The sequence below is a fragment of the Cellulosimicrobium sp. SL-1 genome, from assembly GCF_011033075.1.
GTDB lineage: Bacteria > Actinomycetota > Actinomycetes > Actinomycetales > Cellulomonadaceae > Cellulosimicrobium > Cellulosimicrobium funkei.
The window spans coordinates 43,212-69,282 of sequence record NZ_JAACJC010000007.1; the positions used below are offsets into that span (position 1 = coordinate 43,212).

23 protein-coding genes are annotated in these 26,071 nt (G+C 75.3%); 17 read left to right on the plus strand and 6 right to left on the minus strand.

The genetic code is table 11. The features are described from left to right. Positions 1-98: 98 nt before the first annotated feature. The 4 genes from GWJ10_RS12190 to GWJ10_RS12205 all read left to right on the plus strand — a co-directional run bounded on the left by GWJ10_RS12190 (position 99) and on the right by GWJ10_RS12205 (position 5,430). A complete protein-coding gene (locus tag GWJ10_RS12190; RefSeq protein ID WP_163187747.1) occupies positions 99-2,852 on the plus strand; it encodes a GNAT family N-acetyltransferase in 2,754 nt (917 codons plus the stop codon). Between the two features lie 74 nt (positions 2,853-2,926). Beyond that, a complete protein-coding gene (locus GWJ10_RS12195; protein ID WP_043652060.1) occupies positions 2,927-3,520 on the plus strand; it encodes a DUF5998 family protein in 594 nt (197 codons plus the stop codon). Continuing rightward, complete coding sequence (locus GWJ10_RS12200; protein ID WP_163187749.1) at positions 3,517-4,719, plus strand: nucleotide pyrophosphatase/phosphodiesterase family protein; 1,203 nt, start codon at positions 3,517-3,519, stop codon at positions 4,717-4,719. The genes GWJ10_RS12195 and GWJ10_RS12200 overlap by 4 nt, the downstream gene beginning before the upstream one ends. A 69-nt stretch (positions 4,720-4,788) precedes the next feature. Further along, positions 4,789-5,430 (plus strand): thymidine kinase, encoded by a 642-nt coding sequence (locus GWJ10_RS12205; RefSeq protein WP_061268210.1) that lies wholly within the window; start codon positions 4,789-4,791, stop codon positions 5,428-5,430. 13 nt (positions 5,431-5,443) lie between these two features. Here GWJ10_RS12205 and sepH read toward each other — a convergent pair whose 3' ends face one another. Further along, positions 5,444-6,556, minus strand: a complete 1,113-nt coding sequence (sepH, locus tag GWJ10_RS12210; RefSeq protein ID WP_163187751.1) for a septation protein SepH — start codon at positions 6,554-6,556, stop codon at positions 5,444-5,446. Between the two features lie 257 nt (positions 6,557-6,813). On the opposite strand from sepH, the gene GWJ10_RS12215 reads away from it, so the two are divergent. From GWJ10_RS12215 to GWJ10_RS12225, 3 genes are all read left to right on the plus strand, one after another. Then, on the plus strand, positions 6,814-7,467 hold the full coding sequence (locus tag GWJ10_RS12215; RefSeq protein ID WP_061268208.1) for a TRIC cation channel family protein: 654 nt from the start codon (positions 6,814-6,816) through the stop codon (positions 7,465-7,467). 3 nt (positions 7,468-7,470) lie between these two features. Then, a complete protein-coding gene (locus tag GWJ10_RS12220) occupies positions 7,471-8,322 on the plus strand; it encodes an inositol monophosphatase family protein (RefSeq protein WP_241005784.1) in 852 nt (283 codons plus the stop codon). Positions 8,323-8,599: 277 nt separating this feature from the next. After that, positions 8,600-8,899, plus strand: a complete 300-nt coding sequence (locus GWJ10_RS12225) for a DUF4193 domain-containing protein (RefSeq protein ID WP_021483601.1) — start codon at positions 8,600-8,602, stop codon at positions 8,897-8,899. Between the two features lie 123 nt (positions 8,900-9,022). Here the strand turns inward: GWJ10_RS12225 and GWJ10_RS12230 are convergent, their stop codons facing one another. Next, a complete protein-coding gene (locus GWJ10_RS12230) occupies positions 9,023-9,538 on the minus strand; it encodes a DUF3093 domain-containing protein (protein WP_163187753.1) in 516 nt (171 codons plus the stop codon). Between the two features lie 66 nt (positions 9,539-9,604). Here GWJ10_RS12230 and dut point away from each other — a divergent pair, with 66 nt between their 5' ends. The 4 genes from dut (at position 9,605) to GWJ10_RS12250 (ending at position 12,333) form a co-directional block, all read left to right on the plus strand. Then, a complete protein-coding gene (gene dut, locus GWJ10_RS12235; RefSeq protein ID WP_163187935.1) occupies positions 9,605-10,087 on the plus strand; it encodes a dUTP diphosphatase in 483 nt (160 codons plus the stop codon). A 106-nt stretch (positions 10,088-10,193) separates the two neighbouring features. Then, positions 10,194-10,937, plus strand: coding sequence for a DUF3710 domain-containing protein (locus GWJ10_RS12240; RefSeq protein WP_061268206.1), 744 nt, complete (start codon positions 10,194-10,196; stop codon positions 10,935-10,937). A gap of 1 nt (position 10,938) precedes the next feature. Then, complete coding sequence (locus tag GWJ10_RS12245; RefSeq protein WP_034652381.1) at positions 10,939-11,313, plus strand: OB-fold nucleic acid binding domain-containing protein; 375 nt, start codon at positions 10,939-10,941, stop codon at positions 11,311-11,313. A 108-nt stretch (positions 11,314-11,421) separates the two neighbouring features. After that, positions 11,422-12,333, plus strand: a complete 912-nt coding sequence (locus GWJ10_RS12250; protein WP_163187755.1) for a DUF3159 domain-containing protein — start codon at positions 11,422-11,424, stop codon at positions 12,331-12,333. Positions 12,334-12,392: 59 nt separating this feature from the next. Here GWJ10_RS12250 and GWJ10_RS12255 read toward each other — a convergent pair whose 3' ends face one another. Both GWJ10_RS12255 and GWJ10_RS12260 read right to left on the minus strand, forming a co-directional pair. Further along, positions 12,393-13,121 (minus strand): TrkA family potassium uptake protein, encoded by a 729-nt coding sequence (locus GWJ10_RS12255; RefSeq protein WP_051028145.1) that lies wholly within the window; start codon positions 13,119-13,121, stop codon positions 12,393-12,395. Next, positions 13,121-13,774: a TrkA family potassium uptake protein gene (locus GWJ10_RS12260; protein ID WP_031316042.1), complete on the minus strand. Its 654-nt coding sequence runs from the start codon at positions 13,772-13,774 to the stop codon at positions 13,121-13,123. The genes GWJ10_RS12255 and GWJ10_RS12260 overlap by 1 nt, the downstream gene beginning before the upstream one ends. Positions 13,775-13,868: 94 nt before the next feature. Here GWJ10_RS12260 and GWJ10_RS12265 point away from each other — a divergent pair, with 94 nt between their 5' ends. The 5 genes from GWJ10_RS12265 (at position 13,869) to GWJ10_RS12285 (ending at position 21,729) form a co-directional block, all read left to right on the plus strand. Further along, positions 13,869-15,872 (plus strand): APC family permease, encoded by a 2,004-nt coding sequence (locus tag GWJ10_RS12265; protein ID WP_043654622.1) that lies wholly within the window; start codon positions 13,869-13,871, stop codon positions 15,870-15,872. A gap of 266 nt (positions 15,873-16,138) precedes the next feature. Beyond that, positions 16,139-17,392 (plus strand): TRAM domain-containing protein, encoded by a 1,254-nt coding sequence (locus GWJ10_RS12270; RefSeq protein WP_241005785.1) that lies wholly within the window; start codon positions 16,139-16,141, stop codon positions 17,390-17,392. A 78-nt stretch (positions 17,393-17,470) separates the two neighbouring features. Then, positions 17,471-17,704 (plus strand): hypothetical protein, encoded by a 234-nt coding sequence (locus GWJ10_RS12275; protein WP_163187706.1) that lies wholly within the window; start codon positions 17,471-17,473, stop codon positions 17,702-17,704. 210 nt (positions 17,705-17,914) lie between these two features. Further along, positions 17,915-20,734, plus strand: a complete 2,820-nt coding sequence (locus GWJ10_RS12280) for an aconitate hydratase (RefSeq protein WP_163187759.1) — start codon at positions 17,915-17,917, stop codon at positions 20,732-20,734. Between the two features lie 110 nt (positions 20,735-20,844). Further along, on the plus strand, positions 20,845-21,729 hold the full coding sequence (locus GWJ10_RS12285) for an arginase family protein (RefSeq protein ID WP_163187761.1): 885 nt from the start codon (positions 20,845-20,847) through the stop codon (positions 21,727-21,729). Positions 21,730-21,763: 34 nt separating this feature from the next. Here the strand turns inward: GWJ10_RS12285 and GWJ10_RS12290 are convergent, their stop codons facing one another. Together GWJ10_RS12290 and GWJ10_RS12295 are read right to left on the minus strand one after the other, a co-directional pair. After that, on the minus strand, positions 21,764-22,459 hold the full coding sequence (locus tag GWJ10_RS12290; protein WP_241005786.1) for a CoA pyrophosphatase: 696 nt from the start codon (positions 22,457-22,459) through the stop codon (positions 21,764-21,766). Then, complete coding sequence (locus GWJ10_RS12295) at positions 22,456-23,907, minus strand: GuaB1 family IMP dehydrogenase-related protein (protein WP_163187763.1); 1,452 nt, start codon at positions 23,905-23,907, stop codon at positions 22,456-22,458. The genes GWJ10_RS12290 and GWJ10_RS12295 overlap by 4 nt, the downstream gene beginning before the upstream one ends. Before the next feature lie 203 nt (positions 23,908-24,110). Between GWJ10_RS12295 and dxs the strand changes: the two genes are divergently transcribed. Then, positions 24,111-26,030 carry a 1-deoxy-D-xylulose-5-phosphate synthase gene (dxs, locus tag GWJ10_RS12300; RefSeq protein WP_163187765.1) on the plus strand — a complete coding sequence of 640 codons (1,920 nt, stop codon included), beginning with the start codon at positions 24,111-24,113 and terminating at the stop codon, positions 26,028-26,030. Positions 26,031-26,071: the final 41 nt, after the last annotated feature.

Sequence of the window (26,071 nt, forward strand, 5' to 3'; positions counted from 1 at the left end):
ACGGCACGTGCCGGGACCGCCTGCCGGGACCATTGTCCTCCCGGCTCGGGCCGGGGTGGCGCAGGCGCACCGCGCGCGCGACCGCATAGCCTGGGGTCGTGGACGACGGCGCGCCGGGGCGGGACCCGGACCGGTACCCGGTGGAGTGGGAGGCCGACGTCGTGCTGCGCGACGGGACCACCACGCACGTGCGCCCCATCCGCCCCGAGGACGCCGACGCGCTCCAGCGCTTCCACGTCGGCCAGTCCGAGCGATCCACCTACCTGCGGTTCTTCGCGCCCATGGAGCGGCTGTCCGAGCGCGACCTCGAGCGCTTCACGCGCGTCGACCACGTGGACCGCGTCGCGCTCGTCGCGGTGCGCCCGCGCGACGGCGCCCCCGGGGACGGCGGCGAGGACATCATCGGCGTCGCGCGGTTCGACCGCACCGGCCCCGCCGAGGCGGAGGTCGCCTTCAACATCGCCGACTCTGCGCAGGGCCGGGGCCTGGGCTCCGTGCTGCTGGAGCACGTCGCCGCGGCGGCGCGCGAGCGCGGCGTGCGCCGCTTCACGGCCGAGGTGCTGCCCCAGAACGGCAAGATGCTCGCGGTGTTCCGGGAGGCGGGGTACGACGTGCGCCAGCAGATGGACGACGGCTTCGTCCAGGTCAGCGTCGACCTTGACCCCACGGAGCGGTCCCGGGCCGTCATGGCCGACCGCGAGCACCGCGCGGAGGCCCGGAGCATGCAGGGGCTGCTGGGCGCCACGAGTGTCGTGCTCGTCGGCCCCGACGCCCCGGCCGACGCGGGCGCGGAGCACGACGGCGAGGCCCTCGACCGCCTGCTCGCGCAGCGCGCGCTCGCCGCGCTCGAGCGCAGCGACGTGACGGTCCACGTCGTGGGGGCCGCGCGCGGCCCGGGGGAGGAGCGGTGGTCCGCGACCCTCGCCGACGTGCCCGGTCCCGTCGACCTCGCCGTCGTCGCGCTGCCCCCGCCCGCGGCGATCGACGCCGTCCGCCGGCTCGCGCGCCTCGAGGTGCGCGGGGTCGTCGTGCTGTCGGCCGGCTTCGCCGAGACGGGTCCGGACGGGCTCGCGCTGCAGCGCGAGCTCCTGCGCGTCGCGCACACGGCGGGCCTGCGCGTCGTCGGGCCGGCGAGCTACGGGCTGCTGCGCACAAGCGACGCGCCCGACCGCCCCGCGCTCGCCGCGACCCTCGCCCACGACCTGCCGGCCCCCGGCGTGGTGGGCCTGTTCAGCCAGTCCGCGCCCATGGCCGTGACGCTTCTCGCGACGACGGCGCGGCGCGGCCTGGGCGTGTCGTCGTTCCTGTCCGCCGGGCACCGCGCCGACGTCTCGGGCAACGACCTCATGCAGTACTGGCAGGACGACGCCGCGACGCAGGTCGTGTGCCTCTACCTCGAGTCCATCGGCAACCCGCGCAAGTTCTCCCGCATCGCGCGCCGCCTCGCGTCGGTCAAGCCCGTCGTCGTGGTGACGGCCGGGCGCTCAGGGCACGTCGTGCCGCCCGGGCACGCGGTCCGCTCGACGCGCGCGCCGCGGCGGACGCTCGAGGAGATGCTGCGGCAGTCCGGCGTCATCCGCGCCGAGAACACGCACCACATGATCGACATCGCCCAGCTCCTCGCGCACCAGCCGCTCCCGGCCGGGCGCCGCGTCGGCATCCTCGCGAGCTCCGCGTCGCTCGCCGCGCTCGTCGCCGAGGCGTCCTCCTCGGCGGGGCTCGTCGTCGCGCGCTCGGACTTCCTGCCCGAGGACGCGTCCGCCGACGAGCTCGCCGCCACGGTCGACGCGCTCTACGCGCCCGACGCGTGCGACGTCGTCGTCGTGGTGCAGGTCCCGGTCGTCGGGCCCCGGCGCGCGGACGTCTCGCGCGCCGTCGCGGACGCGGCCGCCCGCACGGGCCGCACGACCGTGGCGAGCATGCTCGGCCTGCACGGCCTCACCGACGAGCTCTCGGCCCCGGCCCCGGGGGCGCAGAGCGGGGCGGCCCCCGTGCGCGTCCCCGCCTACTCGACGCCGGAGGACGCCGTCGCCGCGCTCGGCGCGGTCGTGCGCTACGCGCGCTGGCGCGAGGCCGACCACGGCACGCCCGTGCGGCCGGCCGGCGTCGACCCGGTGCGGGCGCGCGCGCTCGTCGAGGAAGCGCTCGCCGGTCAGGACGCCGTCGACCTCGACCCGACGACGACGGCGGAGCTGCTCGCGTGCTACGGCGTGCGGGTCTGGCCCGCGCGCCGGGTGCGGACCGCCGACGAGGCGGTCGAGGCGGCGCGCGAGGTCGGCTGGCCCGTGGTGCTCAAGAGCACCGCGGCAGGCCTGCGGCACCGGGCCGACCTCGGGGGCGTGCGGCTGGACATCGCGGACGAGACCGAGCTGCGCACGGACTTCGCGCAGATGCGCGAGGCGCTCGCGGCCGTGCTGCCGGGCGCCGCCGACGAGCCGTTCGAGGTCCAGGCGATGGCCGACGCCGGGGTCGCGTGCGTGGTCCGCTCGACCGAGGACCAGCTCTTCGGGCCCGTCGTCTCGTTCGGGCTCGCGGGCGACGCCGTCGACCTCCTCGGCGACGTCGCGTACGGCGTGCCGCCCCTGACCGACGTCGACGTCGCGGCGATGGTCCGCTCGGTGCGGGCCGCGCCGCGCCTGTTCGGCTACATGGGCACGCACGTGGTGGCCACGGCCGCGCTCGAGGACGTCCTGGCGCGCGTGTCCGTGCTCGCGGACGACCTGCCCGAGGTCCGCAGCCTCGAGCTGTACCCCGTCGTCGTCTCGGAGCACGGGGCCGCGGTCCTCAGCGCGCGCGTCACGCTCGCCGACGCCCAGCGGGCCGACGCGCTCCGGCGTGCCCTGCCGGGCTGACGGACCGGCCGCGACCCGCCCGGGCCCCCGACGGCGGGTGGCCCCGGCCCGGCGCCGGATGGGACAATGCGCGGGTGCCCTCTGCTACCTCCAACGCCTGGACCGACCTGACGACCCAGCTCCACCGCGCCGGCTACTACCCGGAGCTCGTCGCGGACGTCCTCGACCTCGCGGTCGCGGGGGAGGAGATCGTCTCGCACCTCGTGCTCCCGGAGACGACGTTCGACGCGACCGAGGTGCGCCGCCACCTCACGGTGCTCGTCCTCACGCCGACGCGTCTCGTCACGGCGCACGTCGACGACCACCCGGCGGACAGCGAGAACCCGTCGGCCTCCGCCGCCGCCACGACCGAGGCCGTGCCCCTGTCCGAGGTGCGGTCCGTCTCGCTCACGCACGTCGTGGCCGAGCCGCACGAGCACCGTGCGGGCGCCGCGCCGCTCGAGGTCACGCTCGCGCTCGGCTGGGGCGCGGTCTCGCGCGTCGACCTCGAGCCCGCCGGCTGCCCCGACCCCGCGTGCGACGCCGACCACGGGCTCACCGGTCAGATCACGCCCGACGACGTCGTCGTCCGCGTGAGCGCCGAGGCGGAGGGCCGCGACGCCGTCCGGGCCGCGGTGGACTTCGCGCGGGCCCTGTCGCGCTCGACCACCCGGCACAGCGCCCGGTGAGCGAGGCACCCGCGGGCGCGCCGGCCCCGGTCGCCGACCCGGCGCTCCCTCCGGGCCTGCTCGCGCCGGAGTACGGGACGCACGGCCTCGCGGCCGTCCTGCCCGCCGCCGCGGGCGCGCTCGGCGTCGGCCTGACGACCGCCACGGGGCTCGTGAGCGAGACGGCGCGCGGCGCGCTCGACCTGCCGCGCGCCGAGCGCGTGTGCGTCGTGCTGGTCGACGGCCTCGGCCACCTCAACCTCGCCGAGCGCGCGGGGCACGCCCCGTTCCTGCGCTCGCTCCTGCCCGACGCCCGGCCCCTCACCTCGACGTTCCCCAGCACGACCGCCGCCGCGATCGGCGCGTTCGGCACGGGCGCCGCGCCGGGCCGCACGGGCATGCTCGGGTACACGCAGCGCAACCCGGTGACGCGCGGCCTCGCCAACATGGTGTCGTGGGAGGGCGCGCCCGCGCCCGCCGAGCTCCAGCGCGAGGAGCCGGTGCTCGCGCGCCTGGCCGGGGCGGGCGTCGCGGTGACCTCCACCGGCCCCGCCCGGTTCGCCGGGTCGGGCATGACGGTCGCCGCGCTGCGGGGCGGCACGTACGCGTCCGCCGAGCCGCTGGCGGGGCGCGTCGACGCGGCCGTCCGCGCGCTGTCCCGGCCCGGTCTCGTCTACCTCTACTGGGGCGAGGTGGACAAGGCGGGCCACCACCACGGCAGCGCGTCGTGGCAGTGGGGCGACGAGCTCGAGGCGCTCGACCGCGAGCTCGCGCGCCTCGTGCGGTCGGTGCCGCGCGGCACGCTCGTGCTCGTCACCGCGGACCACGGCATGGTCGACGTCGTCCCGGCGCTGCGCCGCGACGTCGCGACCGACCCCGCGCTCGCCCGCGGCGTCGAGCTCGTCGGCGGCGAGCCGCGCGCCGTCCACGTGTATACGGAGCCCGGCCAGACGGCGGCGGTCGCCGCGCGCTGGCGCGACGTCCTCGGCGACGACGCGCTCGTGCTGGAGCGGGACGAGGTGCTCGCCCGGGGATTCCTCGGGCCCGACCCCCGGCCCGAGGCCGTCGCCGCCGCCGGCGACCTGATGGTCGCGCTGCGAGGGCGGGCGACCGTCGTCGACTCGCGCACCCAGACGCCCGCGTCGCTCACGCTCGTGGGCGTGCACGGCTCGCTCACCGAGCGCGAGATGCGCGTGCCGCTGCTCGTCGCGGCCACCTGACCGACCGCGCCCCGTCGCGCCGGAGCCACCCGGCGCGGACGCACCGACCGACCTCGCGGAGGACCGCCGATGGCAGAGCTCGTCTTCTTCTCCGGGACCATGGACTGCGGCAAGTCCACCCTGGCGCTCCAGCTCGACCACAACCACGCCGCGCGCGGCCGCCGCGGGCTGATCTTCTCGCGCGACGACCGCGCCGGGTCCGACCGCCTCTCCTCGCGCCTCGGGCTCGAGGTCGTCGCGCGCGAGGTCCACGACGACACCGACTTCTGGACGCTCGTCACCGCCGAGCCGGTGCCCGTGGACTACCTGGTGTGCGACGAGGCGCAGTTCTACTCCCCGACGCAGGTCGAGCAGCTCGCACGCCTCGTCGACGAGACGGAGATCGACGTCTTCGCGTTCGGCATCACCGCCGACTTCCGCACGCGCCTGTTCCCGGGCTCCGCACGCCTCATCGAGCTCGCGGACCGGGTCGAGGTCCTCCAGGTCGAGTCGCTGTGCTGGTGCGGACGCCGCGCCACGCACAACGCGCGCACGGTGGACGGGCGCATGGTCGTCGAGGGCGACCAGGTCGTCGTCGGGGACGTCCGGGCCGGCTCGGGGGAGATCGGCTACGAGGTGCTGTGCCGGCGCCACCACATGCGGCGCATGACGACGGCGGTCGCGCGCCGGCACGCGACAGAGGACGGGCTGCCGCTCGACCTGCCGCGCTGACGCGCCGCGGCCGTCACTCGGGGCGGGCCCCGAACACGATCTCGTCCCAGCTCGGGACCTTCGCGCGCGACCGGTTCTTGCCCTTGCGGACCTCGCGCGCGGCCGGGGGCCGCACCGTGCTCGAGGCGCCGTCGACGTCGGAGGCCGACGGGGCGTCGCCCTCCGTGCCAGCCTCCCCGGACGGATCGGTCTCCGGGCGCCCGGGCTCGTCGGGGCCGTCCTCGGACACGTCGGCGGCGACCGGGCCCTGCGGGGGCCGGATCGTCGGCAGGTGCACCACGGTCGCGCCCGCGGGCAGGCCGCCGGAGAACCCGCCCTCGTCCTCGTCCTGCTCACGGTTCCCCGGGGCGAGCGGGCCGAAGCCCTCGAACGGCTCCTGCCCGACGGTGTCGCCCGCGGGCGCCGGGTCCTTGCGCGGGCGCACGCCGCGCCGCTGGCTCAGGTCGTCGAGCAGCTCGGCCGTCCCGTCGTCGGCGGGCGGTGCGGCCCGCAGGCCGCGGGCGCCGCGCGCGGTCGCGTCCACGTCGAACACCGCCACGGCCCCCGGCGCCGGGTCGCGCGGGGCGTCCGTCCCGGAGAGCCAGCGGGCCTCGTCGTCGAGCGCCTGGAGCGCGCGCGTCGCCGGGTCGTAGGTCCAGCGGGCCGTCCGCTCGCCGGTGCCGGCCTCGAACGTCGCCGTCACGACCCACGGGGAGCCGTGCGCGCGCGCCGCGCTCCACGCGACCGCTGCGGCGTCGACGTCGCGCGCGGCGAGCCGCTGCGCGACGAGCTCGCCCACCGTCGGGGAGTCCTCGTCGTGCCCCGGGCGCAGCCCGCGCACGCGCTCGACGACGTACTCCTGCTCGGCGACGACCGGCCCGGCGAACCGGCGCACGTGCTCGACCCCGAGCCCCGCGGCCTCGGCGACCGCCTCGACGGAGTCCCCGGCCCGCAGCCGGGCCTGGATCTCGCGCGGGGCGAGGTTGCGCTCGCCCTCGGCGCGCAGGTGCTCCAGGTGCGGGCGGTCGCGCCGTACGGCCGCGCGCAGCGCCTCGGTGATGGGCAGCACGAACTGCGCGCCACCCGTCGCGCGCAGGACGAGGTGCTCCCCGTCCTCGTGCAGTCTCACCAGCTCCAGCTCGTCCATGGACCCTCCCGTGTCGCCGCGCCCGGTGGCGCTCGCGGTGCCGCTCGTGTGCCGCTCGCGTGCCGTCCCGATCGCCCGGGGCCGGCCGCGTGCCGGACCGCCGTGCGCCGTGGACCGCGACGCCCGCGCCACCGCTCCCTCGAGGGTGCCATCGTCCCATCCCCGAGCGGCGCAGCACGCGCGGTGTGCCGCCCATTCGCACCGGCCGGCCCGGCCCCGGCCCGGCCCCGGCGGGCCGCGGCTGGGATGATGCGGGGGTGATCCTCGACCTCGTGCCCGGCGACGCCCTCGAGCTCGGCGGCGTGTTCTTCGCGGCGCTGTCCGGCGGGCTCGCCGCGGTGCGCAAGCGGTTCGACCTCGTCGGCGTCCTCGTGCTCGCGTGGGCCGCGGGACTGGGCGGCGGGCTCCTGCGCGACGTCCTCATCGGGGCCATCCCGCCCGTCGGCATCTCGGACTGGCGGCTCGTGGCCGTCGCCGCGCTCGCGGGCGTCGTCACGTTCTTCTGGCACCCGCGGCTCGAGCGGCTGCGGCGCAGCATCATCGTGCTCGACGCCGGCGCCCTCGCGCTCTTCGTGCTGTCCGGGACCATGAAGGCCCTGGAGTACGGCGTCGGCCCGCTCGCCGCGGTCTTCGCGGGTGTACTCACGGGTGTGGGGGGCGGCATCCTGCGCGACCTGCTGACCAACGAGGTGCCGCTGCTGTTCCAGGACAAGCAGCTCTACGCCATCCCGGCGCTCGCGGGGGCCGCGCTCACCGCGGCGCTCGCCGAGGCGGGACTGCTCGGCCCGTTCTCGCAGGCGGCGGTCCTCGCGCTCGTGTTCGGCTTCCGCCTCGTCTCGCTGCGCCTCGGCTGGTCCGCGCCCGGCCCGTGGGAGGGTCGCCGGACAGGCCGCGGGTCGGGCAGGATGTGAGCCGTGCGCCTCTTCATCGACGACCCCCGGCAGCCCGACGACGTCACCGTGGCCGACCTGCGCGACCTGGCCGAGCGCCTCGCGCGCGAGGCCGGCGAGCTGGTCCGCTCCGGCCGTCCCGACCGGGTCGAGGTGGCCGCGACGAAGTCGACCGCGACCGACGTCGTGACGCGGATGGACGCCGACTCCGAGGCGCTGCTGCGCCGCGGCATCGCCGCCGCCCGCCCCGACGACGCGATCCTCGGCGAGGAGGAGGGCGCCTCGGCCGGGACGTCGGGCGTCACGTGGGTCATCGACCCCGTCGACGGCACGGTGAACTACCTCTACGGCGTCGCCTCGTACGCGGTGTCGGTCGCCGCGGTGGTCGGCCCGCCGGACCCGCTGGAGTGGACGGTGCTCGCCGGCGCGGTGCACTCCGTCGTCGACGACCGCACGTGGACGGCGGGGCTGGGAGCGGGGGCGACCCTCGACGGCCGGCCCGTGCACGTCAACGCCGAGACCGACCTCGGCCAGTGCCTCGTGGGCACGGGCTTCGGGTACGACGCCGACCGTCGCCGCGCGCAGGCCCGCGTGCTGCTCGACGTGCTGCCGCAGGTGCGCGACATCCGCCGCCTCGGCTCGGCCGCGATCGACCTGTGCCTCGTCGCCACGGGCGAGCTCGACCTCTACTACGAGCGCGGTCTCAACCCGTGGGACATGGCCGCGGGAGCGCTCGTCGCGCACGAGGCCGGGGCGCTCGTGACGGGCCTGCGGGGCCGCGCCGCGGACCGCGAGATGACGGTCGCGGGACCGCCCGAGGCGGTCGCGCGGCTCGTCCGGCTCCTCGAGGACGCGGGAGCGGACTCCGACTCCTGACGGGGCGCCGTGCACCCGTGACCAACGACACCCGGGCGGGTGCCCGGCCACAGGGTGCATCACTCAGGGAAATGGTGCAGAATCCGGGGGCCCACCGGGAACAATTCCGGTGCGCCGCGCATTGATGAGCGTGCAGTGCCACGAACCCCCTCGGGGCACGACACGTCACGGGGTGCCCCCGCACCCCGCACCCGTGCCGCCCGGCACGACCGGCCGTCGCCGGTGGTCCGGACGCGCACAGTCGCGATCGACGATATTCCGGAGAGTGACCCCACAGATGGCAACAGACTACGACGCCCCCCGCAAGAGTGAAGAGGAGCTCAGCGAGGACTCGCTCCAGGAGCTCCAGGCTCGTCGCTCCGACAAGAGCTCGGGCGTCGTTGACGAGGACGAGACCGAGGCGGCCGAAGGCTTCGAGCTGCCCGGTGCCGACCTGTCCGGCGAGGAGCTCTCCGTCCGGGTCCTTCCCCGTCAGGCGGACGAGTTCACGTGCGCGAGCTGTTTCCTCGTGCACCACCGCAGCCAGCTCGCCTACGAGAAGAACGGCCAGCAGATCTGCTCGGAGTGCGCTGCCTGACCCGCCGCGCACCACGGCCGACGGCCGCCGCCCCCTCCCCGGGGCGGCGGCCGTCATCGTTCGCGGGGACCGGCTGACGCGCGGTCGAGCGGACGACCCGCTGCCGCGTGCGAGCGCCCTTGCTCAGGCGGCGTGCGCGGCGCGGACCGCGTCCGCCAGGCGCTGCGGGTGCCGGGTCGAGACGAGCCAGTACGGCGTCGGGTCCTGCGGGTCCTCGAGCACGACGTGCACCCCGGTGCGCGCCCACGCGCGCAGGCACACGTAGGCGCGCGCGTCGAGGCGGGGGCCGAGCTGGACGCGCATCGCGTCGGCGTCGAGCGTCGTCACCTGGCCGAGCAGCGACGCCGGGACGTGGGCCCGCCCCGCGCGCAGCTCGCCGTCGGCGACCTCGACGACCGGCGACGTCCACCACAGCGCGACGACGCCCGCGACGGCGGCCAGGCCGCCGACCCCGAGGGCGACGGCGTGGCTCGCCGGCCACAGGGCGATCCCGAGGACGAGCGCGAAGCCGAGCGCCGCGGCCCAGCCGCCGACGCCCGGGACGAGGCGCTCGCGGTAGGAGGCCGGGCTCGCGGTGCCGGGCGTCCCGGCGGCTCCGCGGGTCGAGGACGGGGTGCTGCGGTCGGCGGCGTCGGTCATGGGTCCATCATCCCAGCCCCGCGCACCGCGGCCGACGTGCTCGCAGCGCGCCGCGCGCACTAGGCTCTGCGGGTGCCGAACCACCAGCAGCCCCCGACCGGCGACGTCGACGTCCTCATCACGCTCCTCGACGACGTCCCCCTGCCCGCCTACGCCCACCCGGGCGACGCGGGCGCGGACCTCGTGACGACCGTCGACGTCGAGCTGGCGCCGGGGGAGCGCGCCGTGGTCCCGACGGGCGTGTCGATCGCGCTGCCCGACGGCTACGCGGCGTTCGTGCACCCGCGCTCAGGTCTCGCGGCGAAGCACGGCCTCACGGTCGTCAACGCGCCGGGGACCGTGGACGCCGGGTACCGCGGCGAGATCAAGGTGACGCTGCTCAACACCGACGCGCGGGAGCCCGTCGTGCTGCGGCGCGGCGACCGGGTCGCGCAGCTCGTCGTCCAGAAGGTCGAGCGGGCGCGGTTCGTGCAGGCCGAGCGCCTGCCCGGCTCGCACCGCGGCGAGGGCGGGTTCGGGTCGAGCGGCGGCTGGACGCCCGCACCCTGACCAGCGCACCCGGGCCGCCGCTGCGCGGGCTAGTGTGGAATCAGTGCGGGGCGAGCGCCCCGTGAGGAGACCCGGCCGAGTGCCGGGCAGGTGAAGGAGTTCGTCCGTGGGTCTGTTCCGTCGCTCCAGGTCGTCCGAGCCGGCCGAGTCGCCCGAGCCGTCGGGCACGACGTCCGAGCAGGTCGGCGATGGCGCGCCCGCCCCGGAGGCGGCCGCCGAGGCCCCCGCGCGCGGCCCGTACGACTCCGCTCAGGTGCCCGAGCGCGGCCCGCGCCTCGACCTCGGCGCGGTGTGGCTCCCCGGTGTGCCGGGCATGGAGCTGCGCATGGAGGTCGACAAGAAGACGCAGCGCATCACGGGCGTGGCGTGCGCGGTCGGCGGCTCCGGGCTCCAGGTGCAGGCGTTCGCCGCGCCGCGCACCGAGGGCATCTGGGACGAGATCCGCGGCGAGATCGCGGCGTCCGTCACCAAGCAGGGCGGCACGGTCGACGACCTGCCGGGCCCGTTCGGGCGCGAGCTGCTCGCGCGCATCCCCGCGCAGACGCCGGACGGCCGCCCGGGCGTGCGGCCCGCGCGCTTCGTGGGCGTCGACGGCCCGCGCTGGTTCCTGCGCGGCGTGCTCACCGGCAAGGCCGCGGTCGACCCGGCCGAGGCGCGTCTGCTCGAGACCGTGTTCGCGAACATCGTCGTCGTGCGTGACCAGAACCCGCGCCCGCCGCGCGACCTGCTCACCCTGCACCTGCCGGGCAAGGGCCCGGAGGCCGCCCCGGCACCGACCCCGGCCGGTGCCCCCGAGACGCCGTCGTTCGACCCGCTGACCCGTGGGCCGGAGATCACGGAGATACGCTGACATGGTCCCCACCCTGCGTGACGCCTGGCGCACCGCGCTCGCCTCCCAAGAGGAGCTCGCGGCCGACGAGGAGCGCACCGAGGCGGCCCGGCAGAAGGGCTGCCGTGCCGTCGCCGAGCTGCCGAACCGCCGCCGCGCGAAGATCTCCGGCGTCCTGCGGTCCGTCGTGCTCCGCCCGCGCGAGGGCGTGCCGACCGTCGAGGTCGAGCTCTTCGACGGGTCCGGCGTCGTCGACCTCGTCTGGCTCGGGCGCCGCCGGATCGCGGGCATCGAGCCCGGGCGCCGCGCGCTCGTCGAAGGGCTCGTGTGCGACGTCGACGGCCGCCGCACCATCTTCAACCCGCGCTACGAGCTGCTGGCCAAGCCGGGGGAGTGAGCCCGGCGGCCGTCGTGGACGGCCGTGCCGTACGATCCTGCGCACCCGACCCGGCCGCACCGGCCCTCCCGCCGGCGCCACCCACCCGAGCCCCGAGGACGCCACGACATGACGAGCAGCAGCGACGCGACCGGCGGCCCCGTGGGCGGGCGCCCCGACCCGGGACGCGTGCCCGAGCCCGTCGCGCACGACGCCGAGGTGGTCGAGACGGTCGTCGACGACGTCGCGGCGCCCGAGGACGGCCGCGCCCGCGGCGTGCGCGCCCTCGCAGGCGAGGACTTCTCGGTGGCCGACGCGATCGGCGGCGTGCGCGGGCTCGTGGAGTCCGTCGCGCCCGGGCTCGTGTTCGTCGTCGTCTACGTCGCGACGACCAACCTGCGCTGGGCGCTCGTCACGTCCGTCGCGGCCGCCCTCGTGGCCGTCGTCGCGCGCCTCGTCCAGCGCACGCCCGTGACGCAGGCGTTCGGCGGACTGCTGGGCGTCGGCATCGGCGTCCTGTGGGCGTGGCGCTCGGGGGAGGCGCAGGACTACTTCGCGTGGGGCCTGTGGACCAACGCCGCGTACCTCGTCGCGCTCCTCGTGTCCGTGGTGGTCCGCTGGCCGCTCGTCGGGCTCGTCGTGGAGGGCTTCCGCAGCGGCTTCGGCGTGGGGACGGCGTCCGCCGGCACGACGGCGGACGCGACCGACGGCGAGCACCGCGAGGGCGCGGACGTTCCTGCGCCGCAGCCCGCCGAGCCGGCGGCCGGGAGCGCGGGGGAGCCCGGCGCGTTCGCCCGCTGGGCGCGGGCGTGGCGGTCGGACCGCGCGCTCGTGCGCCGCTACACCGCCGCGACGTGGCTGTGGATCGGGCTCTTCGGAGCGCGTCTCGCGGTCCAGGTGCCGCTCTACCTCGACGGCGACGTCGGCTGGCTCGGCACCGCGCGCCTCGTCATGGGGATCCCGCTGTGGGCCCTCGTGCTGTGGCTCACGTGGATCCTGGTGCGCCGCCCCGCGACCGCCGGGCCGCGGCCCGCGGCGTAGCCGCCCCGTCGCCCAGGCTGCACCGTCGCGCGGGCCGCGCCGTCGCGCGGGCCGCGCCGTCAGAGCAGGTCGCCGCCGAGCTCGGGAGCCTCGACGGGCGCGTCCGGCGCCGTCGGGCCGTCCTCGCCCTCGCCGGCGAGCAGCCGCGCGAGCGCGCCCTCGTCCGCCTCGTTCCCCGTGACGAGCAGGAGCTCGTCGCCGACCTCGAGCGTGTCGTCCGCGCTCGGCGCGATGGGGCGCGTGCCGCGCACGATCGCCGCGAGCACGGTGTCCGCCGGCCAGCGCACCTCGCCCACGCGGCGACCGAGGAGCGGCGACGACGGCGGCAGCGTCACCTCGAGGATGTCCGCGCCGGACTGGTGGAACGTGAAGATGCGCACGAGGTCGCCCACGGCGACGGCCTCCTCGACCATCGCCGTCATGATGCGCGGCGTGGACACGGCGACGTCGACGCCCCACGACTCGTCGAACATCCACTCGTTCTTCGGGTTGTTGACGCGCGCGACCGTGCGCGGCACGCCGAACTCGGTCTTGGCGAGGAGCGACACGACGAGGTTCACCTTGTCGTCGCCCGTCGCGGCGACGATGACGTCGCACTCGTCGACCTTCGCCTCGGCGAGCGACGACAGCTCGCACGCGTCGGCGAGGAGCCAGTCGGCGTCCGCGACCTGCGCGACGCGCATCGCCGCGGGCTGCTTGTCGACGAGCATGACCTCGTGGTCGTGGCTGAGGAGCTCGCGGGCGATCGAGCGGCCGACGGAGCCCGCTCCGGCGATGACGACGCGCATCACTCGGCCTCGACCTTCGGTGCGTGGGTGAGCTTGCGTTCGACGACGGCGGCCCGCTCGTCGTCCATGAGCACGTGCAGCACGTCGTTCTCCTGCAGGACGGTGCGGTCGGTGACGAGGACGCCGTCGCCGAAGCGGCTGACGAACGCGACGCGCGCCTCGGTCGCGTCCTCGATGGCGCGCACGGTGCGGCCGATCCAGCCGGGGTGGAAGTCGACCTGGGCGAGCCGCACGCGCCCGGACGGGTCGCGGTACTCGTCGGTCGCGCCGAACGGGAGCATGCGGCGCAGCACCTGGTCGGAGGTCCAGCGCACGGTCGCCACGGTCGGGATGCCGAGCCGCTGGTAGATCTCGGCGCGCTGCGGGTCGTAGATGCGCGCGACGACCTTCTCGACGCCGAACGTCTCGCGGACCACGCGCGCGGACAGGATGTTCGAGTTGTCGCCGTCGGAGACGGCGGCGAACGCGTACGCGTCCTCGATCCCGGCCTGCACGAGCGTGTCGCGGTCGAAGCCGACGCCGGTCACCTTCTTGCCCGTGAACTCCGCGGGCAGGCGCCGGAACGCGTCGGGGTTCTGGTCGACGACGGCGACCGAGTGGCCGCTCGACTCGAGGGACTGGGCGAGCGTCGCACCGACGCGCCCGCAGCCCATGATCACGAAGTGCACGCACCGAACGCTACCGCCCGCCGGGCCCGCGAGCGCGCACCAGCGCGACCGGGCGCCGTCGGGCATAGCATGTGGCCTCGTGTCGGAGATCGCTGATGCCGCGAAGCGGCTGCTGCTCGGACGGCCTGTCCGTTCCGAGCACCTGGGGCACACGCTGCTCCCCAAGCGCGTCGCGCTGCCCGTGTTCGCGTCCGACGCGCTCTCGTCCGTCGCGTACGCCCCGGACGAGATCCTCCTGACGCTCGCGCTCGCGGGCCTCAGCGCGACGATGATCTCGCCGTGGGTCGGTCTCGCGGTCGTGGTCGTGCTGCTCACGGTCGTCGCGTCGTACCGCCAGAACGTGCGGGCGTACCCGTCGGGCGGCGGCGACTACGAGGTCGCGACGGTCAACCTCGGCCCGACGGCGGGCGTCGGCGTCGCCTCGGCCCTCATGGTCGACTACGTGCTCACGGTCGCGGTGTCGATCTCCTCGGGCGCCCAGTACGCCGCGAGCGCGATCCCCGCGCTGCGCGACCACGAGGCGCCGTTCGCGATCGGGCTCGTCGTGCTGCTCACGCTCGTCAACCTGCGCGGGGTGAAGGAGTCGGGCACCTTCTTCGCGATCCCCGTCTACCTCTTCATGCTCGCGATCGGCACGACGGCGGTCGTCGGCTTCTTCCAGTACGTCACCGGCAACCTCGGCCCGGCGGAGAGCGCGGAGTTCGAGCTCACGGCGGAGAGTGGGTTCGACCAGGGGCTCATGGGCATCGCGGGCGCGTTCCTCGTGGCGCGCGCGTTCGCGTCCGGCTGCGCCGCCCTCACGGGCGTCGAGGCCATCAGCAACGGCGTGCCGGCGTTCCGCAAGCCCAAGTCGCGCAACGCCGCCACGACGCTCGCCCTGCTGGGCGGCATCTCGGCGGCGATGATGCTCTCCATCCTCTTCCTCGCCCGGGCGACGGGCGTGCACTACGCGGAGGACCCGCACGCGCAGCTCTCGCTCAACGGCGAGCCGCTCCCGGTCGACTACGTGCAGCACCCCGTGATCGGGCAGCTCGCGGAGACGGTGTTCAGCGGCGCCCCGATCCTGTTCTACGTCGTGTCCGCCGTGACGGGGCTCATCCTCGTGCTCGCGGCGAACACCGCGTTCAACGGGTTCCCGGTGCTCGGCTCGATCCTCGCCAAGGACGGCTACCTCCCGCGCCAGCTCCACACGCGCGGCGACCGTCTCGCGTTCTCGAACGGGATCATCACGCTCGCGGTCGCGGCGATCGTGCTCATCTGGGCCTTCGACGCCGAGGTGACGCGCCTGATCCAGCTCTACATCGTGGGCGTGTTCGTGTCCTTCACGCTGTCCCAGCTGGGCATGGTGCGGCACTGGACGCGCGCGCTGCGCACCGAGCACCAGCCGCGCGAGCGGTCCCGCATGCGCCGCTCGCGCGTCGTGAACACCGTGGGCCTCGGCATGACGGGCACGGTGCTCGTGATCGTGCTCCTCACCAAGTTCACGCATGGCGCGTGGATCGCGATCCTCGCGATGGCGATCGTCTTCGTGCTCATGAAGTCGATCCGCAAGCACTACGACACGGTGCGCGACGAGCTCGCGCTCGGCGACGACGCCGCGGCCGCCCGCGCGCTGCCGAGCCGCGTGCACGCGATCGTGCTCGTCTCGAAGATCCACCGCCCGACGATGCGGGCGCTCGCGTACGCGCGGGCGTCGCGGCCGTCGGTGCTCGAGGCCGTCACCGTCGGCGTCGACGCCGAGGACGTCGAGGACCTCATGCGGCAGTGGGAGGCCCTCGACCTCCCGGTGCCGCTGCGCGTGCTGGACTCGCCGTTCCGCGAGATCACGCGCCCCGTGCTGTCGTACGTGCGGTCGGTCCGCCGCGAGTCCCCGCGCGACCTCGTGGTCGTCTACATCCCGGAGTACGTCGTCGGGCACTGGTGGGAGCAGCTGTTGCACAACCAGAGCGCGCTGCGCCTCAAGGGCCGGCTCCTCTTCACGCCGGGCGTCGTGGTGGCGTCGGTGCCGTGGCAGCTCTCGTCGACGGAGGGGCAGACCGGGCTCGAGGGCGAGGGCTTCCGCCAGCGCTTCACGGGGTACTGATCGCGCCGGCGCGACTCCCGGAGGAGGCCCGGTCCCGACGTCGGGGCCGGGCCTTCGCGCGTCCGCGGCGGGGGGCCGGCGGCAGCCCGGGGGAGAGTGCGGGGTGAGCGCGCGGGAGAGTCCGGGATACTGGGGGCATGCCGTCCTCCTCGCGTGGTCCTGCCGTGCCCTCCGACCGACCGTCCGACCCCGGCGCGGGTCGTCCCGAGCGCGCGCCCCGCCGGTCCGGCCGCCGACCCGGCCGGCAGACCCGGCAGTCGCCGCGCGTGCTCCCTCGACCTGAGGTCGAGGTCGAGCTCGAGGTCGGCCCGGTGGCGCACGGCGGTCACTGCGTGGCACGGCACGAGGGCCGGGTCGTCTTCGTGCGGCACGCCCTGCCGGGCGAGCGCGTGCGCGCCCGCGTCACCGAGGGCGGCGACGCGGCGAAGTTCTGGCGCGCCGACGCGATCGAGGTCCTCGAGGCGTCGCCCGACCGCGTGACGTCCGCGTGGCCCGAGGCGGGACCGGGCGGCGTGGGCGGCGGGGAGCTCGCGCACGTCGCCCTCGGCGCGCAGCGGCGGTGGAAGCGCGACGTCCTGGCCGAGCAGCTGCGCCGCCTCGCGCACGTGGACCTGGACGATCTTCACCCTCAGGTAGAGGTCGAGGGTCTGCCGGGGGACGACGAGCGCGGCGGCCTCGCCTACCGCACGCGCGTGGACCTCGTGGCCGACGGCGGCGGCCGCGCCGGGATGCACCGCTTCCGCTCGCACACCGTCGTCCCGCTCGACGCGATGCCGCTCGCGAGCGAGGACGTCGCCGACCTCGCGGCCCACGAGAAGGTCTTCACCCGCTCGTGGCGCCCGGGCACCCGGATCGAGCTCGTCGCGCCCGTCGGGTCCGCGCCGGTCCTGCTCGTCGACGGCGAGCCCTGGCGCGGGGGGTCGCCCGACCACCGGCCCAACGCGCGGCGCAGCGTCACCGAGCGCGTGGTGCTCGGCGACCGCGAGCACACGTACCGGGTCGCCGCGGACGGGTTCTGGCAGGTCCACCGCGAGGCGCCCGCCGCCCTGACGCGCGCGGTGCTCGACGGCGTCGGCGACGTCGACGGCGCGCGCGTGCTCGACCTCTACTCGGGGGCCGGGCTGTTCACGTCGCCGCTCGCGGCCGCCGTCGGGAACGCGGGCACCGTGCTCGCGGTCGAGGGCGACGAGCGGGCCGTGCGCGACGCCCGGCGCAACGCGCACGGGCTCGACCGGGTCGAGCTGCGGCACGGGCCGGTCGAGCAGGTGCTCGCCCAGGACGGGAGCGGCGCGGACGTCGTCGTGCTCGACCCGCCCCGCGTCGGTGCCGGGCGCGCCGTCGTCGAGGCCGTCGCGGGCCGCGAGCCGTCGCGCGTCGTCTACGTCGCGTGCGACCCGGCCGCGCTCGCGCGCGACGTGTCGTACCTCGCGGAGCACGGCTACGGGCTCACCTCGCTGCGCGCGTTCGACCTCTTTCCCATGACCCACCACCTGGAGGCGGTGGCGGTCCTCACGCGTTGACCGCGTGGCGACGCGGGCGTGCTGCCCCGGGCGCATGATGAGGGGGAGACCCCTGCGAGGACGGACGGTGAGGCGCGCATGACGAGCACGGCGGCGACGGGTACCCGGACGGACGTCCGGGCGGCGAACCAGGACGGGCCCGGCGACGGTCCGGACGACGTCCGGGACGTCGTCGGCGTGGGCGTCCTGATGCCGAACGGGCGGCTCGCGGGCCGGAGCTTCGCGTCGCGCGCCGAGGCGGAGGCGTGGGCGCGGCCCGAGGAGGGGGAGCAGGTCGTCGAGCTCAACGTCCTGTGCGACTGCGACCTCTGAGCCGTCGCCTACCCCATATATCTTGACGTCAAGATATATGGGGTATGCTGGTCGCGGTGCAGGTCGCAGCGGGTCGTGGACGAGCCGCCGACCACCGCCCCGCCCGTCCTCCGGGACGCGGCCGGAGCGGCGCACCGGCCCGGCGTAGTCTGGGCGAAGCCCCCTGAACCATGGCATCCGTGCCACCGTCTCGCCACGAAGGAGCTACGAGTGAGCAGCGTCGACACGTTCGGGTCGAAGGGAACGCTGGAGGTCGGTGAGAACTCGTACGAGATCTTCCGCCTCTCCGCCGTCGAGGGTGTCGAGCGCCTCCCGTACAGCCTGAAGATCCTCGCCGAGAACCTCCTGCGCACGGAGGACGGCGCCAACATCACCGCGGACCACGTCCGCGCGCTCGCGTCCTGGGACCCGGACGCGCAGCCGGACACCGAGATCCAGTTCACGCCGGCGCGCGTGATCATGCAGGACTTCACCGGTGTGCCGTGCGTCGTGGACCTCGCGACGATGCGCGAGGCCGTCGCGGAGCTCGGCGGCGACCCGTCGCGCATCAACCCGCTGGCGCCGGCCGAGATGGTCATCGACCACTCGGTCCAGATCGACGTCGCGGGCCGCTCGGACGCGTTCGAGCGCAACGTCGAGTTCGAGTACCAGCGCAACCACGAGCGCTACCAGTTCCTGCGCTGGGGCCAGACGGCCTTCGACGACTTCAAGGTCGTCCCCCCGGGCACCGGCATCGTGCACCAGGTCAACATCGAGTACCTCGCGCGCACCATCATGACCCGTGAGGTCGGCGGCGTGCTCCGCGCCTACCCGGACACGTGCGTCGGCACTGACTCGCACACGACGATGGTCAACGGCCTCGGCGTGCTCGGCTGGGGCGTCGGCGGCATCGAGGCCGAGGCGGCCATGCTCGGCCAGCCCGTCTCGATGCTCATCCCGCGCGTCGTGGGCTTCAAGCTCAACGGCTCCATCCCGGCGGGCGTGACCGCGACGGACGTCGTGCTCACCATCACGCAGATGCTGCGCCAGCACGGCGTCGTCGGGAAGTTCGTCGAGTTCTACGGCGCGGGCGTGGCCCAGGTGCCGCTCGCGAACCGCGCGACCATCGGCAACATGAGCCCCGAGTTCGGCTCGACCGCCGCGATCTTCCCGATCGACGGCGTGACGATCGACTACCTGCGCCTCACGGGCCGCAGCGACGAGCAGCTCGCGCTCGTCGAGGCGTACGCCAAGGAGCAGGGCCTGTGGCTCGACCCCGAGGCCGACGGCTACGTCGAGCCCGTCTTCTCGGAGTACCTCGAGCTGGACCTCTCGACGGTCGTCCCGTCGATCGCCGGCCCGAAGCGCCCGCAGGACCGCATCGAGCTCGGCGAGGCGAAGGAGTCGTTCGCGTCCGCGATCCTCGACTACGTCGACGCCCAGGAGGCGGCGCCGTTCACGGGTCTCGACGAGTCCGTCGAGGAGACGTTCCCGGCGTCCGACCCGATCGCCGCCGCCGCGCACGACGACCCGTCCGACCAGCCGGTCGCGCCGGGCCACGCCGACAGCGCGAAGCGCCCGCACAAGGTCGTCCCGGTCACGCTCGAGGACGGCACGACGACCGAGCTCGACCATGGGCACGTCGTCATCGCGTCGATCACGTCGTGCACCAACACGTCGAACCCGTCGGTCATGCTCGCGGCGGCCCTGCTCGCGAAGAAGGCGGTCGACCGCGGTCTCGCGTCGAAGCCGTGGGTCAAGACGTCCATGGCGCCCGGCTCGCAGGTCGTGACGAACTACTACGAGAAGGCCGGCCTGTGGCCGTACCTCGAGAAGCTCGGCTTCCACCTGGTCGGCTACGGCTGCGCCACGTGCATCGGCAACTCGGGCCCGCTCGCCGACGAGATCTCGGCGACGGTCAACGAGCACGACCTCTCGGTCGTCTCGGTCCTCTCGGGCAACCGCAACTTCGAGGGCCGCATCAACCCCGACGTGAAGATGAACTACCTCGCGTCGCCGCCCCTCGTCATCGCCTACGCGCTGGCCGGCACGATGGACTTCGACTTCGACGGAGAGCCCCTGGGCACCGACCCGCACGGCGAGCCGGTCTTCCTCAAGGACATCTGGCCCTCCCCGGAGGAGGTCCAGGCGACGATCGACGCGTCGATCGACCGCGACATGTTCACGAAGGACTACGCGGACGTCTTCACGGGTGACGACCGCTGGCGCGCGCTCGAGACGCCCGAGGGCGACACGTTCGCGTGGGACACCGAGTCGACCTACGTGCGCAAGCCCCCGTACTTCGAGGGCATGGGCATGGAGCCGGCGCCCGTCACGGACATCTCCGGCGCGCGCGTGCTCGCGAAGCTCGGCGACTCCGTGACGACCGACCACATCAGCCCTGCGGGCGCCATCAAGGTGGACTCGCCGGCCGGCAAGTACCTCGCGGAGCACGGCGTCGCTCGCCGCGACTTCAACTCCTACGGCTCGCGCCGCGGGAACCACGAGGTCATGATCCGTGGCACGTTCGCGAACATCCGCCTGCGCAACCAGCTCCTCGACAACGTCGAGGGCGGCTACACCTTCAACTTCGTGAAGGACGCGCAGGACACGATCTACGACGCCGCGCAGGACTACGCCGCGCAGGGCACCCCGCTCGTCATCCTCGGCGGCAAGGAGTACGGCTCCGGCTCGTCGCGCGACTGGGCGGCCAAGGGCACCGCGCTCCTGGGCGTCAAGGCCGTCATCACGGAGAGCTTCGAGCGCATCCACCGCTCGAACCTCATCGGCATGGGTGTCCTCCCGCTGCAGTTCCCGGCGGGCGAGAACGCCGAGTCGCTCGGCCTCGCGGGCACGGAGACCTTCGACATCGAGGGCATCACCGCGCTCAACGACGGCACCACGCCGTCGACGGTCAAGGTCACCGCCACGAAGCCCGACGGCACGAGCGTCGAGTTCGACGCCGTCGTGCGCATCGACACCCCGGGCGAGGCGGACTACTACCGCAACGGCGGCATCCTGCAGTACGTGCTGCGCTCGCTCGTCGCCTGACACGCACGCGCGTCCCGACGGCGCGTCCACCCCGGCCGGGGTGGGCGCGCCGTCGCCGTTCTCCACCAGGCCCTGCGCGGGTGTCGGGAGTCCGGCGTAGCGTCGGTCGCATGACACAGCGGTCGTGGTCGGTCCTGGGCGTCCCGTCGAGCGCGGCGGCCCACGGCCCCGGTCTCGAGAAGGCGCCGTCGGCGCTGCGCGCGGCCGGTCTCGCGGACGCGCTGCGGGGGCGCGGGCTCGCGGTCGTCGACCAGGGCGACGTCGAGATGGCCCGCTGGCGCGCGCGCCACGAGCCCGGGCGCCTGAACGACGTCGAGCGCGTCGCCGTGGGCGTCGGTCGCGTCCGCGAGGCGGTGGGGCGCGAGCTCCGAGCGGGTCGTGTGCCGCTCGTGCTCGGCGGCGAGTGCACCGTGACGCTCGGGGTCGTCGCCGCAGCCGTGGACGTGCACGACGACTGCGGCCTGGTCTACGTCGACGGCGGTCAGGACCTCTTCACGGTCGCGTCGCACCCCGAGGAGCCCATCGCCGACGCGACGGGCGTCGCGCACCTCCTCGGCCTCCCGGGCGCGAGCCCGGAGCTGAGCGCCGTCGGGGCGCGACGACCGCTCCTGGACGCGCGACGGCTCGCGTTCCTCGGCTTCTCCGACGCCGAGGAGGACGAGGACGGCCGCGTCGCGGCGACCCGGGTCCCCGCCGCCGAGGTGTCCGCGGGCCCCGAGGCGGCGGCGCGTCGTGCCGTGGACGGCGTGGGCAGCGGGCCGTTCGTGCTTCACGTGGACGTGGACGTCCTCGACTTCTTCGCGCTGCCCGCGGCCGACGTGCCCGTCTTCGGGCGCGGGCTCGTCCCCGCGGAGCTGGAGCGCGTCGTGCGCGAGGTCGTCTCCGACCCGGACCTCGTCGCGGTCACGCTGGTCGAGTTCAACCCGGACCACGGCGGGTCGGCGACGGCCCGCGCGCTGGTCGACCTGCTCGCCCGCGCGCTCGCGCCCGGCTGACGCGGGGTACGGCCACCGAGGGGCGGGCGGGCCGTCAGAGCGGGGCGTCGAGCGTGCGCGTCCGGTCCCACGGCTCGGTCCAGCCGAGCCGGTCGAACAGCGCGTCGAGGATGCCGCCGGTGAAGCCCCAGACGAGGTGCGCGCGCCCGTCGGCCTCCACGAGGAAGCCGGGGCTCTTGTGCACCCGGCGGTCGCGGCGGACCGTCACCGTGCGGCGCCGGCCGGGGTCGAGGAGGTCGGCCACGGGGACCCGGAACACGTGGGCCGACTCGGCGGCGTCGACGGCGCGGACCGGGGTGGGCCGGGCCCACCACCCGAGCACGGGCGTGACGACGTGGTTGCTCACCGGCACGGGCAGCCGGCCGAGCGTGCCGAGCACCTCGACGCCGCCCGGGTCGAGACCCGTCTCCTCCTCGGCCTCGCGCAGCGCGCCGCCCACCGGGCCGTCGTCGTCGGGCTCGAGCCGGCCGCCCGGGAACGCGACCTGGCCCGGGTGGTGGCCGAGCGTCGTCGCGCGCGCGAGCAGGAGCACGTCGAGGTCGGCGGGGACGGCCGCACCCGGGTGCTCCGCGGGCACCCCGTCGAGGACGCCGAAGAGCAGCAGCACGGCGGCGTCGCGCGCGTCCGGGCGCAGCGTGCCGACGGCGTGGCGCCACGGCTCGGGCCAGGCACCGCCGTCCCGGGCGAGGGTCGCGAGCTGCGCGCGCGCAGCCTCGGGCGGGGTCGTCACCAGCTCACCGGGAGCGGGCGGCCCTCCTCGTAGCCCGCGGCCGACTGCACGCCCACGACGGCGCGGTCCGCGAACTCGGCGAGGCTCGACGCCCCGGCGTAGGTCGCGGAGCTGCGCAGCCCGGACGTGATCTGGTCGAGCAGGTCCTCGACGCCGGGCCGCTGCGGGTCGAGGAACATGCGGCTCGAGCTGATGCCCTCCTCGTACAGCGCCTTGCGCGCGCGGTCGAACGGCGAGCCCCCCGCGGTGCGGGCGGCGACGGCGCGCGCCGACGCCATGCCGAAGCTCTCCTTGTAGAGGCGGCCCGTGCCGTCGTCGTGCAGGTCGCCCGGGGACTCGTAGGTGCCCGCGAACCACGACCCGATCATCACCTGCGAGGCGCCCGCGGCGAGCGCGAGGGCGACGTCGCGCGGGTGGCGCACGCCGCCGTCGGCCCAGACGTGCTTGCCGAGCTCGCGCGCCGCGGCGGCGCACTCCAGCACCGCGGAGAACTGCGGGCGGCCGACGGCCGTCATCATGCGCGTGGTGCACATGGCGCCCGGCCCCACGCCCACCTTGACGATGTCCGCGCCCCCCGCGACGAGGTCGCGCACGCCGTCGGCCGTGACGACGTTGCCCGCCACGACGGGGACGTCCGGGCCCACCGAGCGCACCGCGTCGAGCGCCTGGAGCATCTTGGCCTGGTGGCCGTGCGCCGTGTCCACGACGAGCACGTCCACCCCGGCCGCGAGGAGCTCCTTCGCCTTCGCCGCGACGTCGCCGTTGATCCCGACGGCGGCGCCGACGCGCAGGCGCCCGGCGTCGTCGAGCGCGGGCGCGTAGACCGACGAGCGCAGCGCGCCCTTGCGCGTGAGGACGCCGACGAGCGCGCCGTCGCGCGTCACGGGCGCGACCTTGAGGCGCGCGGTGTGGAGCTGCTCGTAGGCCGCCTCGAGCCCGGCCCGACCGCCGTCGAGCACGGAGGCGTCGAGGACGAGGGGGTGGTCGGTCATCACCTGGTGGACCTGGGTGAAGCGGTCGACGTCGGCGCAGTCGGCCTCCGTGACCACGCCGACCGGGCGCCCGCCGTCCACGACGACCGCGGCGCCGTGCGCGCGCTTGCCGATGAGCGTGAGGGCGGTGTGGACGGTGTCGTGCGGGCCGACGACGACGGGCGTCTCGATGACGGGGTCCTTGGACTTGACGTCCGCGACGACGTCCGCCACGACGTCGGTCGGGACGTCCTGCGGGATGATCGCGATGCCGCCGCGCCGCGACACGGTCTCCGCCATGCGGCGCCCCGCGACGGCCGTCATGTTGGCGACGACGACGGGGATCGTCGTGCCCGTGCCGTCGGCGGAGGAGAGGTCGACGTCGAAGCGCGACGCGACCTCGGAGCGCGACGGGACGAGGAAGACGTCGCCGTAGGTGAGGTCGGTCGCGGGGGACTGTCCGGGCAGGAAGCGCATGGCTCCATCCTACGAGGTCGCACCCCGCCGTTGTCCGCACTGCGGAAGGAGAATTCCACGAACGTCGCGTCCGTGCGTCCGCGGCGCGAGTGTGCGTCAATGACGTGAAGGTCCCGTCGCCCGGCGCACCGCGGCGCAGGTCATCGGCCCGGACGGCCTAGAGTTGTCGGGCTGGTCGCACGGGAACGGAACGGAGCATCTGCATGAGCCTGCTTGGCACGATCACCTCGCCCGAGGACGTGCAACGGCTGACCCCGGGGCAGGCGCGCGAGCTCGCCGCGGAGATCCGGGCGTTCCTCGTCGACTCCGTCTCCCGCACGGGCGGCCACCTCGGCCCGAACCTCGGGGTCGTGGAGCTGACCATCGCGATGCACCGCGTGTTCTCCTCGCCCACGGACACCTTCGTGTTCGACACGGGCCACCAGTCCTACGTGCACAAGCTCCTCACGGGGCGCCAGGACTTCTCCGCGCTGCGCAAGCAGGGCGGGCTGTCCGGGTACCCGTCGCGCGCCGAGTCCGAGCACGACGTCGTCGAGAACTCGCACGCGTCCACCGCGCTCTCGTGGGGCGACGGCATCGCCAAGGCGAACGTCGTGCGCGGTCTCACCGACCGGCACGTCGTGGCGGTCATCGGCGACGGCGCGCTCACCGGCGGCATGGCCTGGGAGGCGCTCAACAACATCGCGGAGAGCCAGGACCGGCGGCTCGTGGTCGTCGTCAACGACAACGGGCGCTCGTACTCGCCCACGATCGGCGGCCTCGCGCACCACCTGTCGACGCTGCGCACCACGCACGGCTACGAGAGCTTCCTGCAGTGGGGCAAGCGCACCCTCAACCGGTCCGGCGCGCCCGGGCGGTTCGCCTACGAGTGGCTGCACGGCCTGAAGAAGGGCCTCAAGGACGTCGTCGCGCCCCAGGGCATGTTCGAGGACCTCGGCATCAAGTACGTCGGGCCGGTCGACGGCCACGACGTCGAGGCCATGGAGCACGCGCTGCGCCGCGCGAAGGCGTACGGCGCGCCCGTGATCGTGCACGCGCTCACCGAGAAGGGCCGCGGCTACACGCCCGCCGAGCAGGACGTCGCCGACCGCTTCCACGCCGTGGGCAAGATCCACCCGGAGACCGGGCTCCCGGTCGCGCCGTCGCGCTTCGGCTGGACGAGCGTCTTCGCCGACGAGATCGTCCAGATCGGGCGCCGGCGGTCCGACGTCGTCGCGATCACCGCGGCGATGCTCGAGCCGGTCGGTCTCAAGCCGTTCTCGCAGGCGTTCCCCGAGCGCACGTTCGACGTCGGGATCGCGGAGCAGCACGCCGCGACATCGGCGGCCGGCATGGCGTTCGCCGGGCTGCACCCGGTGGTCGCGGTGTACGCGACGTTCCTCAACCGCGCGTTCGACCAGGTGCTCATGGACGTCGCGCTGCACAAGGCCGGCGTGACGTTCGTGCTCGACCGCGCGGGCATCACGGGCGACGACGGCGCGAGCCACAACGGCATGTGGGACATGGCGATGCTGCGCATCGTGCCGGGCCTGCGCCTGGCCGCGCCGCGCGACGAGGAGACCCTGCGGACCGCGCTGCGCGAGGCCGTGGACGTCGACGACGCCCCGACGGTCGTGCGGTACCCGAAGGGCGCGCTCTCGGACGCGCTGCCCGCCGTCGAGTCCGTCGACGGCGTGGACCTGCTCGCGGTGCCCGCGGACGCGGGCGACGAGGCCGCCCCCGCCGCGGCGCCGGGTGGTCCGCGCCGCGTCCTGCTCGTCGGCCTGGGCTCGATGGCCCGCGTCGCGCTCGACGCCGGGGAGTCGCTCACCGCGCACGGCGTCGACGTCACGGTCGCGTCGCCCACGTGGGTGCTCCCGCTGCCGAGCGCGCTCGTCAAGCTCGCCGGGGAGCACGACCTCGTGGTGACGGTGGAGGACGGCGTCGTGGACGGCGGGGTCGGTGCGCTGCTGGCCCAGCGGGCGCTGGAGTCGGGCGTGCGCACGCCCGTGCACCCGATCGGTCTCCCGGCGCAGTTCCTCGACCACGCCACGCGCGACCAGGTCGTGTCCGCGTACCGCCTCACCGGGGCGGACGTCGCGCGCGACGTGCTGGACGCGCTCGCGGCGCTCGCACGCGGCTGACGACCCCTGCCGCGCACCCGGCCCCGGGTATGCGGCCCCAG

Bases quoted from the DNA above. Each gene is read 5' to 3' on its own strand.
- GWJ10_RS12275 (WP_163187706.1), top strand. From the start codon at position 17,471: ATGACGAGCACGGCGGCGACGGGTACCCGGACGGACGTCCGGGCGGCG.
- GWJ10_RS12260 (WP_031316042.1), bottom strand. From the start codon at position 13,774: ATGGGCTGCGGGCGCGTCGGTGCGACGCTCGCCCAGTCCCTCGAGTCG.
- GWJ10_RS12285 (WP_163187761.1), top strand. From the start codon at position 20,845: ATGACACAGCGGTCGTGGTCGGTCCTGGGCGTCCCGTCGAGCGCGGCG.
- GWJ10_RS12255 (WP_051028145.1), bottom strand. From the start codon at position 13,121: ATGCGCGTCGTCATCGCCGGAGCGGGCTCCGTCGGCCGCTCGATCGCC.
- GWJ10_RS12205 (WP_061268210.1), top strand. From the start codon at position 4,789: ATGGCAGAGCTCGTCTTCTTCTCCGGGACCATGGACTGCGGCAAGTCC.
- GWJ10_RS12225 (WP_021483601.1), top strand. From the start codon at position 8,600: ATGGCAACAGACTACGACGCCCCCCGCAAGAGTGAAGAGGAGCTCAGC.
- GWJ10_RS12295 (WP_163187763.1), bottom strand. From the start codon at position 23,907: ATGCGCTTCCTGCCCGGACAGTCCCCCGCGACCGACCTCACCTACGGC.
- GWJ10_RS12250 (WP_163187755.1), top strand. From the start codon at position 11,422: ATGACGAGCAGCAGCGACGCGACCGGCGGCCCCGTGGGCGGGCGCCCC.
- sepH (WP_163187751.1), bottom strand. From the start codon at position 6,556: ATGGACGAGCTGGAGCTGGTGAGACTGCACGAGGACGGGGAGCACCTC.
- GWJ10_RS12230 (WP_163187753.1), bottom strand. From the start codon at position 9,538: ATGACCGACGCCGCCGACCGCAGCACCCCGTCCTCGACCCGCGGAGCC.
- GWJ10_RS12245 (WP_034652381.1), top strand. From the start codon at position 10,939: ATGGTCCCCACCCTGCGTGACGCCTGGCGCACCGCGCTCGCCTCCCAA.
- dxs (WP_163187765.1), top strand. From the start codon at position 24,111: ATGAGCCTGCTTGGCACGATCACCTCGCCCGAGGACGTGCAACGGCTG.